The organism is Sphingobacterium paludis, assembly GCF_004364125.1.
Lineage (GTDB): Bacteria > Bacteroidota > Bacteroidia > Sphingobacteriales > Sphingobacteriaceae > Sphingobacterium > Sphingobacterium paludis.
Genome location: NZ_SNZV01000006.1, coordinates 58,655 through 70,076, shown reverse-complemented (window position 1 = coordinate 70,076; position 11,422 = coordinate 58,655). Strand labels below are relative to the sequence as shown.

Annotated in this window: 12 protein-coding genes; 4 read left to right on the top strand and 8 right to left on the bottom strand. The window is 44.3% G+C overall.

Features of this window, described 5'->3' with window-relative positions; translation table 11 throughout:
- Positions 1–7: 7 nt before the first annotated feature.
- The 6 genes from B0I21_RS12665 to B0I21_RS12640 form a co-directional block, all read right to left on the bottom strand.
- Positions 8–535, bottom strand: a complete 528-nt coding sequence (locus B0I21_RS12665) for a rod shape-determining protein MreD (RefSeq protein ID WP_133640855.1) — start codon at positions 533–535, stop codon at positions 8–10.
- Positions 528–1,364 carry a rod shape-determining protein MreC gene (gene mreC / locus B0I21_RS12660; RefSeq protein WP_133640854.1) on the bottom strand — a complete coding sequence of 279 codons (837 nt, stop codon included), beginning with the start codon at positions 1,362–1,364 and terminating at the stop codon, positions 528–530. Before mreC ends, B0I21_RS12665 begins: the two co-directional genes overlap by 8 nt.
- A 94-nt stretch (positions 1,365–1,458) precedes the next feature.
- On the bottom strand, positions 1,459–2,481 hold the full coding sequence (locus B0I21_RS12655) for a rod shape-determining protein (RefSeq protein ID WP_133640853.1): 1,023 nt from the start codon (positions 2,479–2,481) through the stop codon (positions 1,459–1,461).
- 150 nt (positions 2,482–2,631) lie between these two features.
- On the bottom strand, positions 2,632–4,221 hold the full coding sequence (locus B0I21_RS12650) for a M1 family metallopeptidase (RefSeq protein WP_243836116.1): 1,590 nt from the start codon (positions 4,219–4,221) through the stop codon (positions 2,632–2,634).
- A 515-nt stretch (positions 4,222–4,736) separates the two neighbouring features.
- Entirely contained in the window at positions 4,737–5,474 is a 738-nt protein-coding gene (locus B0I21_RS12645; protein ID WP_133640851.1) for a metallophosphoesterase family protein, read from the bottom strand.
- Positions 5,475–5,476: 2 nt separating this feature from the next.
- Positions 5,477–6,220 carry a nucleotidyltransferase gene (locus tag B0I21_RS12640; protein WP_133640850.1) on the bottom strand — a complete coding sequence of 248 codons (744 nt, stop codon included), beginning with the start codon at positions 6,218–6,220 and terminating at the stop codon, positions 5,477–5,479.
- Positions 6,221–6,550: 330 nt separating this feature from the next.
- Between B0I21_RS12640 and B0I21_RS12635 the strand changes: the two genes are divergently transcribed.
- The 3 genes from B0I21_RS12635 to egtB all read left to right on the top strand — a co-directional run bounded on the left by B0I21_RS12635 (position 6,551) and on the right by egtB (position 9,019).
- Positions 6,551–6,787 (top strand): hypothetical protein, encoded by a 237-nt coding sequence (locus tag B0I21_RS12635; RefSeq protein ID WP_133640849.1) that lies wholly within the window; start codon positions 6,551–6,553, stop codon positions 6,785–6,787.
- A gap of 74 nt (positions 6,788–6,861) precedes the next feature.
- Positions 6,862–7,836 carry an L-histidine N(alpha)-methyltransferase gene (locus B0I21_RS12630; RefSeq protein ID WP_133640848.1) on the top strand — a complete coding sequence of 325 codons (975 nt, stop codon included), beginning with the start codon at positions 6,862–6,864 and terminating at the stop codon, positions 7,834–7,836.
- A gap of 22 nt (positions 7,837–7,858) precedes the next feature.
- Entirely contained in the window at positions 7,859–9,019 is a 1,161-nt protein-coding gene (gene egtB, locus B0I21_RS12625) for an ergothioneine biosynthesis protein EgtB (RefSeq protein WP_133640847.1), read from the top strand.
- Between the two features lies 1 nt (position 9,020).
- On the opposite strand, the gene B0I21_RS12620 is transcribed toward egtB, so the two are convergent.
- Together B0I21_RS12620 and B0I21_RS12615 are read right to left on the bottom strand one after the other, a co-directional pair.
- Positions 9,021–9,527, bottom strand: a complete 507-nt coding sequence (locus B0I21_RS12620) for a GNAT family N-acetyltransferase (RefSeq protein ID WP_133640846.1) — start codon at positions 9,525–9,527, stop codon at positions 9,021–9,023.
- A 66-nt stretch (positions 9,528–9,593) separates the two neighbouring features.
- On the bottom strand, positions 9,594–10,067 hold the full coding sequence (locus B0I21_RS12615; RefSeq protein ID WP_133640845.1) for a GNAT family N-acetyltransferase: 474 nt from the start codon (positions 10,065–10,067) through the stop codon (positions 9,594–9,596).
- Positions 10,068–10,299: 232 nt separating this feature from the next.
- On the opposite strand from B0I21_RS12615, the gene B0I21_RS12610 reads away from it, so the two are divergent.
- On the top strand, positions 10,300–11,283 hold the full coding sequence (locus B0I21_RS12610) for an aldo/keto reductase (RefSeq protein WP_133640844.1): 984 nt from the start codon (positions 10,300–10,302) through the stop codon (positions 11,281–11,283).
- The last annotated feature ends 139 nt before the right edge of the window (positions 11,284–11,422 follow it).

The window sequence follows — 11,422 nt, the reverse complement described above, 5'->3', positions numbered from 1 at the left end:
TTTTGGTTTAAATACTATTGATACGTGATTTTCTTTTGTAGACCAGCAGGCTCATTAAAAAGACGACACATACCGTAAAGATACTACTTAAAATGATGCTCGCTAGGGTGTATAGGAAATTTGTGAAAGAAAAAGTTTCTACGATAAACAGGGTGAAATGATGGACTAGAGTGCCAAAAAACACATAGGGGAGAAACCATTTGGTTCCCATTTCGCCCAAAGATGGCGTGTTAAATGAATCTTTAATTTCGACGTCTAAGGTGATTTTATGGAAGAACGTTCGAAACAAAGATAGCGACACACAGGCGGCGGCATGAACACCTACCGAATCATAAAATGCATCTACGGTGAGGCCTGTTAAAAATGCCAATGTGAATAGCATGATGTTCGGTAGGCCAATGGGCAACAGTAAGATGAAGAATATGTATGGAAAGGTCGATGCGATATTATAGTAACCTATGTTTTTAAATAAGATTACCTGCAGCAAGATCACCACAAAGAAGCGTAGCAAGTTTAAGATGATCACTTTACCCATTGTCTTGATTCATTGCTTCTAAGGTTTCCTTTTCCTCCACTTGTAGATCCTTCACGATATAGACGTGGTTCAGCTTGCTGAAGTTTGTCGATAATTTTATTTTGAGGTCCAAAAAGCTTTCGCCAGATTTAATTCCTGTTTCCGCAATATCGCCTACGCGGATGCCTGCCGGAAAGAGGGAGTAGCCTGATGTGTATACTTTCTCGCCTTTTTTCACTTGCACGTGGTTTGGAATATCGCGCACCATACCGTAGCGCGGGTCTATATTATTTCCCCAAACCAGGGAGCCAAACACTTCCGAACTATCTAGTGTCACCGATATTTTGGTGTCTGGGTGAAGCAGCGACTGCACAGCGCTGAAGTGGGTGGACGTTTGCAAAACAATCCCAACTACACCATTGCTGGTGATGACCCCCATTCCTTTTTCCACGCCATCTGCCGAACCCTTGTCCAACGTCAGGTAATTGCTTTTTTGATGGATGCTGTTATTCGCCACATTGGCTACAATAAACGCATATCGCCCCTGTGCTATAGAGTCTACGATGTGGACCGAATCCGCTGAGGTATCAGCTTGTATGAGGTTCTGGATCTGTTGCCGTAGCATAACATTTTCTGCCGCGAGATCTTCATTGGCTTCATGTAACGACAGGTAACTCTTCCAGGAATTGACCTGTTTGTAAAAGGAGCCAACGAGCACATTGGAAGAATTGAAAAAGGATGCACGTTGATAATTATTGTGTTGAACAACAAGTACGATGGATATTGTAAAAAATAGAATAAACCAAAAGATAGCGTTATATCTAACAAGAAATAGCCAAAGGTTTTTCATGAATACCCGTTAAATTAGACTGTCAACAAATACGCGATACAGAAGGATTGTTTGTTTTCTGTATCGCGCATATTCCTTACAAAATTAATGTGCACTACTGCATCAAAAATTTAAATCTTCCGATATTTTTCAAGGCGATGCCTGTTCCGCGTACCACGGCGCGAAGCGGATCTTCCGCTACGTGCACAGGAAGCTTGGTTTTCGCCTGAACACGTTTGTCTAGTCCGCGAAGGAGTGCCCCCCCGCCTGTTAAATAAATTCCTGTTTGATAAATATCTGCTGATAGCTCGGGCGGCGTAATCTCCAATGCTTTCAAAATAGCTTCTTCAATTTTAGAAATCGATTTGTCTAAACAATGCGCTATCTCGGTGTAAGACACGGTTATCTGCTTCGGTATGCCCGTCATTAAGTCACGTCCCTGGACAGCGAAGTCTGCTGGCGGATCCTGAAGTTCAGGAAGTGCTGCACCGACTTCTATTTTAATTTTTTCTGCCGTGCGTTCTCCAATCATGATGTTGTGTTGGCGGCGTATATATTGTACAATATCGGAGTCAAAATTATCTCCTGCCACGCGAATGGATTGATCACAAACAATGCCCGATAATGCGATAACGGCAATTTCCGTAGTTCCCCCGCCGATGTCAATAATCATGTTGCCGACAGGTTCTTCCACATCGATACCGATACCAACGGCAGCGGCCATAGGTTCGTGGATGAGGTATACTTCTTTTGCGCCTGCTATCTCTGCAGAATCCCGAACCGCACGTTTTTCCACCTCCGTAATGCCGGAAGGTATACATACCACCATACGGAGAGATGGGAAAAACCATGATTTCCCGTTATTCACTAATTTTACCATGCCACGGATTAAGTGCTCTGCAGCGGTAAAGTCGGCTATTACTCCATCACGAAGAGGTCTTACAGTTTTTATATTATCGTGTGTCTTACCTTCCATCTGCATCGCTTGGCGTCCGATCGCAATAACTTTGTTCGTCGTCCGATCAAAAGCAACAATGGAAGGTTCGTCCACAACTACTTTATCATTATGTATGATGAGGGTGTTGGCAGTTCCCAAATCGATAGCAACTTCTTGCGTAAACCAGTTAAATAACCCCATTGAATATGTCTTGTCTTATTTTCAAATTTAATGCAAACCTAAAAAAAAAAAATGGTTTTACCCATCTGTTAGCTAGGAAAAAGTCGTGCACGCGATAAATGTTTTGTTGATAAAAAACTACTAAAGTTTTACAACGTATGATCACTTAAATTATTGCATTAGAACACCAATATAATAGTTAAATGTGTCTATACGAAGGTCGTTTAAGTTGCTAATCTTCAAGGGCAAAGTTTGGAATTGCGATGTCACCTCGAATTTTTTTTGCGGTGTTCCCGCTACACCGATATGCATGGGCATTTTAAAATTAGGGGTTTCCGTAATCCATCGGCATTGCAGCTGTTCATCTGCCGTTTTTCGAATTTCCAACACCGGTAGGCTTTTACGCTGAACGTACTGCTCGAAAACGGTACCGAAATCTATACCACTTGCTTGATGGAGATAGTTGACAATATCGTGGTAATTGACGGTTTTATGGTAAAATGTCTCGTTCAATCCGCGTAGGATACGTCGCCATTGCTCATCATCGTCTATTATTCTCCGGATCATGTTCATCAAAACGCCTCCCTTCGCGTACATATCGCCAGAGCCTTCTTTGTTTACATGATATGGTCCTTGCAAAGGTTTATCGTTTAAAACGCCTTGCCGGTTACCATGCACGTAGGCGAGGCTAGCTTCTTTGCCGTAATGGTAGTCGATAAACAGGGCCTCGGAATAGTTGGTAAAGCTTTCGTGGATCCACATGTCGGCAAGATCTTGAGACGTGATATTATTCCCAAACCATTCATGGCCCGTTTCATGGACGACGATAAAATCCCATTTTAACCCCCAGCCCGTCCCTGACGCATCTCTGCCGAGATAGCCATTCTGAAACTTGTTGCCGTAAGCCACGGCGCTTTGATGTTCCATCCCTAGATGTGCTGTTTCCACGAGCTTATAGCCATCCTCATAAAAGGGGTAGGGGCCAAACCAATGCTCAAAAGCATCCAGTGTTTGCTTTGCATTCTTTTTCAAGTGCGGTATCTTCGCTACATTTTCTTTCAGCACATAGTAATCGATTGTAAGTGGTCCCTTTTCTCCGGCATATAGTTCGCTTACGTGGGTGTAGTCGCCAATATTGAGCGCAATATTATAGTTATTGATTGGATTCCGCACCTTCCAATCGTAGCGTGTGTAGCCATTCGTTAATTGCTCAACCTTTTGCAATCGTCCATTCGAAATGTTCATTAAACCATTGGGAACCGATACGGATACCAACATGCTGTCCACTTCATCAGATTGGTGGTCTTTATTTGGCCACCATACACTTGCCCCTAACCCTTGGCAAGCGGTAGCCACCCATGGTTTGCCTTGGCTATCTGTTTTCCAGTCAAAGCCGCCATCCCAAGGGGCTCGTGTGGCCGCTACCGGATGGCCAGCGTAATACACGGTAAATGAGTCTATTTTTCCCTTCTCGATGGTGCTAGGGAAATCCACAAACACGGCATGGTAAGATCGTTCAAAAGGTAGCTTGTTACCATGAAACGTTATGCTGTCTACGGATAGATTTTCAAATAAATCGAACTGTAGTCTGTCGAAATTATCGACGGCCACAAATTTAAAGAGATTGCTGCCGGATATATAGCGGTTTTCAATATCTACCTTCACGTCTAAGTGATAATATTGAATATCATAACACGTGCGAAGGGGGGTAAGCATGCCGCGCAACGAATCTGCCTTGCTAAAAAGCTCTTTCGCTTTCATCAACTGCGCTTGGGTGGATAAACAAAGGGTACAAAAAATGATACAAATGACTAATTGAATGCTGTATTTCATGGAGCTGTTTCTCATCGGGTTTTCCACCGTAAATATATAAAACGACTAGCGAACTACAGTCGCCAACGCCAATATTTTGAATGGAGAGGGTATAAAAAGATGACACGATCGGCTTTTTATTTGAAAAACAGCTGGTCAATTCTGCCTTCTAACGGCGTTAGATAATTTTTACCTTGGGAATTCGAGGAAAGTAGCTGTTTCTTGACATAGGGTAATTCTGTGAATTTATTTTTCTTATAATTTTGTTGTTGAAAATCAATAAGGTGTATGCGAAAAAAATACGAATCAAAATTAAATAGCGAAAAAATCCAATATCTGGGCGATAAAACGGGTAGGAAGGTGAAAAACATATCGGAAAAAAGGCTAACTAAGGAAGAAATCTGGAGTACACATTATTTCTTCCTCAGTTTACCTACCGGTTTCTTTCTATAGAGCGTGCTGGATTATAGTTCAACGATGAAAAAATCTTTTTCTTGTTGATGTTTCCTTAAAACGGGCAGTGCAACGTTGTAAACGGCCAAGCTATCTTTAAGCGATCCAATCAACTGACCGGCATGCGCATGGCCGTGAAACACGGCGGATACCTGCCTTCTCACTAGGGGTTCTGCCAATAGGGAAGAGCCTAAGAATGGAAAAATCTCTACCGGCTCGCCCTGCACCGTCTCTGCGGTAGGCGAATAGTGTAAGATAGCTACTTTCGGTATTTCTGGATATTCCTGCTCCAGTCTAGCCAAAGCCCTGTCAAGCTGCATGGATTCATTTACAGATTCCTGAACGAATGCTTTCATCGCATCTTCGCCAAACATGGATAGCATATAACGGTCAAAGCCTCCACCAAAGCCCTTCACGCCAGCAAACCCTGTATCTTTGATGACCACCGATTCGCCATCCAGCAGCTGGAAATTGCTGGAGGTCAATGTTTGTCGGATTAGCTTTTGCCGACCCTTCTCATAATCGTGATTGCCTAATACGCCTACGGCAGGAATATGGAGGGCATGCAATTCTTCCGCTAAGATCTCCGCTTCTCCTTCGTCGCCGGTATCTGTCAGGTCTCCACAGATCAATAGGACATCGGCCATGTTTGAAATTTCTTCAAAGCAAGCTTTCCAAGCGCCCTTATCATTGCTTTTAATATGAAGATCGCCCACTGCGGCGATTTTGATAGGTTCTCTTGTTGACATAGTTAAACTGTTTTTATAGTATATGATTTATAGTTCCACTCGCGTACATCGACCTGATACTGCGTTTGATCGATGAGTGGCCCCCTACAGACCTTTTCTACTGGCGGTGGAAGATCGTACTGTTCCTTGGCCCGCTGCAAAAGGTCCATAAATAGTTTTTGTGGTATGATTTCCGTATACTCAGAAGGATAAACGAATTGAAAGGATAGCAATTGGCTTAACAATAAATGCCAATGTGCATCAATTCTAAAGAGAAGATGATCCCAATCCAATTGTTTCCCGTACTTCAACACGGTATGGTTGATGTCTGCATTGTCGTTGCGTTCCCTGTTTTGCACATAGAGCTTGCACCATATCAGTTCCTCTGCCGGAATGTAGCGAACGGGAATATCCAGAAAATGCCCATGTGCGGCGCGCTCATACCACGAGTCATCGACCGTACAGATGTGATTGACGCTGTCAAAAATAATATCAATATAGAAATCATCCTTAAACACCTTTGCTAGCCATCGCACATCGGTGTTTTCAACCCGATAACCTTGCTCGGCGAAAAATTTCAATATCTGCACGTACTCCGTGCTTTTGCAGAATATGTCGAGATCTTTCGTATCTCGGAATATCCCGGTGTAATGAAACATAGCAAAAGCTCCTCCCAGCATGTAGGGCAGTTGGCTTTCATGAAGTTTTTGCAACGCCTCTTTAAAGAATGCTTCCGTTGCTTTTTGATCTATTTCTGGTTCTTCCATAGCGATGTAGCTCTAATCTATTACGGCGCCCGTTAATGGCGCTGTTGCACATAAAATAACAGTAAACAAAAATATTCGTTCACCCCATGGCCGCTTTTTAAGTATTATTATCCATCTTTCAACGCAGGGTAGAAGCATGTGAAGCCATAGATTTACATCTTGAATCGCATAGCAGACAGTTTCGACCCGTCCATATCAGCTTGAAGAATTACTTGTATGCGTTGTATTTATACTTGTTTTGCTACATGCTGGCCAACTTGTTGTGTACTTGTGCGTCTTTATGGGGCAGGGGAACTTTGTGCTCCCAGTTCTGCACTAAACACAAACGTTATGAAAAAAATGTTCTTAACAGGTTTGGCCGTATTACCCTTCTTTATGTTCTCTTGCGGGGGCAATGATGAAAAAAAGGCTACCGATACAGACGAAAGCACGCCGGGCCCGGTGAGTGAAATGGATAAGTCACGCTATAATCTCAACTCGACGGATGAGCCATTATATGGCACGACAGATACGCTGAAGCAGGACTCGCTGGAAAAAGCTGACTCCTTGAAAAAAAACAGCGATTAAAAGCAGCTGCATCCTGTCGCATGAAAAACAATCTCACACCGCCGATGTTTTAATAAAAGGGGAACGCTATGTATATGTTAAGTAAACGAAACGATTCCCTCACATCCGAGGTGAATCGTAGTTTTTATGATGATGTGATGTGGGGGCTACGCCGAAGTGAAAAATGTCTGCCGTCAAAATATTTCTATGATGCGCAAGGGGACGTGCTGTTCCAGAAAATCATGCGTTGTCCGGAATATTATTTGACTCGCTGTGAGGAAGAGATCTTGCGCGAGCAAACCGCGGATGTTGCCGCATGTTTCGCGCTAAAAGAGCCGATAAACATTGTCGAGCTTGGCGCAGGTGACGGCAGCAAAACATTCCATTTGCTACAGTTTTTAACCTCCTCCTCCAACTATGTGACCTATCATCCTATTGATATTTCATCACATATTTTAAATCATCTGGAAGAAGATTTGAAGGAAAAGCTGCCAAGGCTACAGGTAAAAAGCTATCATGGTGACTATTTCGAAGGCCTTGCTGCTATACAGCAGCAGACAGACCTGCCTAAAGTTGTGCTGTTTCTAGGCGCTAATATTGGGAACATGTCTAAGGTCGATGCAACGCAATTCTGTAGCCGTATGCGAAGCTTCTTGAATAAAGGCGATAAAGTTTTGGTGGGTTTCGATTTGGTTAAGAACCCACGCATTATCCAGGCTGCCTATGACGATGAGGCGGGGTTAACTTGGCAATTCAATACCAACCTCCTTACCCGTATGAACCGCGAGTTGGACGCTAATTTCAACGAAGAACTTTTCGAACATTATTGCCATTACGATCCGATATCGGGCACATGCTCTAGCTATCTGGTCAGTTTATTGGAGCATCGTGTTGTCTTTCCGGAGGACGAAATTCATTTCGGAAAAGGGGAGTTAATTCATATGGAGGTTTCCCAAAAATACCTGCAGGCTGAAATAGATGAAATGGCGACCGAAACCGGCTTCTTGCCAATCGATTCCTTTGCCGATAAACGTGGGTGGTTTGTGGATGTGCTCTGGGAAGCCCAGTAAATTTCTGAAAACGAATGATGTTATGAATGACCTTATAGAGCTGTTTAAAACGGTAAGAAGTAGAACGGAAGAAATCTGTGCTCCACTGTTGAAGGAGGATTATGTGGTTCAGCCAATAGAGTTTGTGAGTCCACCGAAATGGCATCTCGGGCACACGGCTTGGTTTTTCGAAACCTTTCTTTTGCTTGGAAAAGATGGTTATACGGCTTTTGATCCGCAATACAATTTCGTGTTTAATAGCTATTATGAATCAGTTGGCGCTCGGGTGGTGCGTACCGATCGTGGTAATCTGAGCAGACCTGCCGTTGCCGACGTATATGAATACCGCCAACATGTCGATGAGGCAATTCTTGAGCGAATGGAAACAATCGAACAGGATGAGCGACTGCACAAAATCGTGATTTTAGGACTGAACCACGAACAACAACATCAGGAGCTCCTGTTTACGGACATCAAGTATATTTTAGGGCACAACCCACTTTTTCCACCATATGATTTAGGTTATCGGGAGCCACAGCCTTTTTCGCCAATCCATAACGCCTTTATTACGTTTAGTGAGGGGCTGCACAGCATAGGCCACGATGGTGTTGGGTTTGCGTATGACAACGAAAAAGGACGGCATCAGGTGTGGCTGGAAGCATTTGAAATTTCGACACAGCTCGTCAGCAATGCTGATTACTTGCAGTTTATCGCGGATGGCGGATATCAAGATTTCTCCTTTTGGCATGCTGATGGCTGGCAATGGGTGAATGAAAACAACGTTCAGGCCCCCTTGTATTGGTATCAGATAGATGGGGAATGGATGCAATACACATTGAATGGCCTGCGTAAATTAAACCTCGAAGATCCAGTGAACCATGTCAGCTTCTACGAAGCATCAGCTTATGCGTCATGGAAGAAGATGCGTTTGCCGACGGAACAGGAATGGGAAGTCGCTGCAGCGTCATTGGATTGGGGTCGCCGATGGGAATGGACCAATAGTGCCTATTTGCCTTATCCAAATTTTAGAAAAGAGGAGGGGGCGATCGGCGAATACAATGGCAAATTTATGGTGAACCAAATGGTCCTTCGCGGAGCTTCTGACGTAACATCGAAAGAACACAGCCGCTCTACGTATCGAAACTTCTTCCATGCGTCTACACGCTGGCAGTATGCCGGCATTCGTTTGGTTAAAGACAGTTGATTTAGGGTGCCAAGCGTTTTCCTAAGATCTTTAATCCATATTCCTGTCCATCCATTTCCGCGATGCGTGGGAAATCCCCCCAATCGGTAAATCCAAGCTTATAAAATAAGTGCAAGCTGGGTATGTTGTGCGCAAAAATAAATGCGAGCAACGTCTTGATGCCCAGGTTAGGAGCACGTTCTATAGCATCCTGCAAAATCTTCTTACCATAGCCCGATCCACGTTTTTCAGGGGACAGGTAGATGCTAATTTCTACCGTACCATTATAGGCAGGGCGGCCGTAAAATGATTGAAAGCTTACCCATCCGATGGTTTCTCCCGCCTGATTTTCCACCATCCAAAGTGGTCGTCGGTCTGCGTTGTGCTCTTCGAACCAAGCGATGCGGCTTTCGCGACTTACTTCTTCGGTGTCTGCCGTTACCAATCGGGATGCTATCGTGCTATTGTAAATTGCTACGATCTGTTCCAAATCCGAATGCAAGGCATCCCGGTAAACTAATGCTTCCATGTCAACTGTTTTGTTGCTGCAAAGATATGTATCAGTTGCTTAAAATGCATCGCTGTAATGCAACGATTATTTAGCAGTTTTATCGAAAACCTCTCGATAAACCATCGCATACAAGTCCAATCCCGGAGCCCAATAGTCTTTTTGGATCTCCACAAGTTCGAAACCGTGTTTTTGGTAAAAAAGATAAGCCAATTGCGAGGTTCGCACGCTGATCGAACGCATGTCGGACATTCCCTTTAAAAGATCGATGCGGTAGGTGAGGAGTTTTTTACCTACCCCCTTGCCCTGCTCATCAGGGTGCACAAAATCCCAGCTTAATTTACCAAGGCCTTTATCGCTTTCAAAATTGATGCCTCCGGCAGCCAAAATTTTGCCCTGCCGCTCGGCAACAAAGTATAGTTCGATCTTCTGATCCAGATAGTCTTTGAAATCAGCTATCTCCTCTTCGGCAAAGTAGGTGGGGACTAGTAACGTGAGCAGGTCGAGCAAAGCAACCTTGTCATGCGGATGGTAGGGGCGGATAAGTGGGGCTTCGTTCATACGTAGTTGCTACAGTTTGCTAGTGGAATCGGTAGGTCATCCACGCTTACTTTGCGATATCGATATTTCGCTTGGCAAGATATACATTGTTTCTTAAATAGGAAAGCCGTTGCTCCATCACGGGTTTGCTTCATCTCAGCATAAGTGCTCTATACTCCCCGCGCAAATGGGAATGAAAATTGCTTAAACTTTTGTGCTTTTAATACAGGTAAAATAACGAAATAACGACACGATGGAATACAGGAAATTAGGTAATAGCGATTTACAACTATCAGCAATAACTTTTGGTGCCTGGGCGGCTGGCGGCTGGATGTGGGGCAGTACAGACAGAAATGATGCGGTGCAGGCTATTCGTGCCTCTTTCGACGAGGGCGTAACATCGATTGATACGGCGCCTATATACGGGCAGGGAACCAGTGAAGAGATTGTGGGTGAAGCGATAAAAGGTATTCCCCGAGAAAAAGTACAGTTGTTAACCAAGTTCGGCATGCGATGGGATCTTGCATCGCCAAAGGGTGACTTTGCTATGCATACCAAAGACAACAGTGGAAAGGAGATTGATGTGTACCGATATGCCGCAAAAGACAGCGTGATCAAAGAGGTGGAAGACAGCTTGAAACGTTTGGGGACAGACTACATCGATCTGTTGCAGCTCCACTGGCCAGATACCACTACGCCGATCAGCGAAACGATGGAGGCAATGGACATGCTACTGCAGCAAGGTAAAATTCGCGCTGCGGGGGTGTGTAATTATACTGTTGACCAAGTGAAAGAAGCAAAGCATACCCTGAATATTTCGAGTAATCAAGTGCCTTACAGTATGCTCAATCGTGCTATTGAGCAGGAGTTGGTGCCCTATGCATTGGAAAACGATTTGGGCATTATTGCTTATAGTCCTATGGAGCGTGGGTTGCTTACGGGTAAGTACCGAGGCGAAACATCACTCAACGAAGGTGATCATAGACAGCAATATTTCAAAAAATTCGACGGAAAAGATGTGTCGGGCTTTCTGGATTCACTCCATCCGCTGGCTACCGATAAAAGCGCAAGCTTAGCGCAAATTGTGTTACGTTGGACAACACTACAACCAGGCATTACGGTTGTTTTGGCCGGTGCGCGAAACAGTGAGCAAGCCGTTGCCAATGCCAAAGCGATGCAGATCGATTTATCTGCCGCCGAGTTGCAAACGATTGGCGAAGCTTTGAAAAACGTCTAGCGTTTTGGATCCCATAGCGTTCCATGCAGATCACGTATTCGTGCCGCATCGCGGTGACGGCGTTTGCCGATGCTCGCTATACGGCAAACGACGGTCGTTGCGATGCGCCGGCATTGCCAAGATCTATAAAAGAAAATTA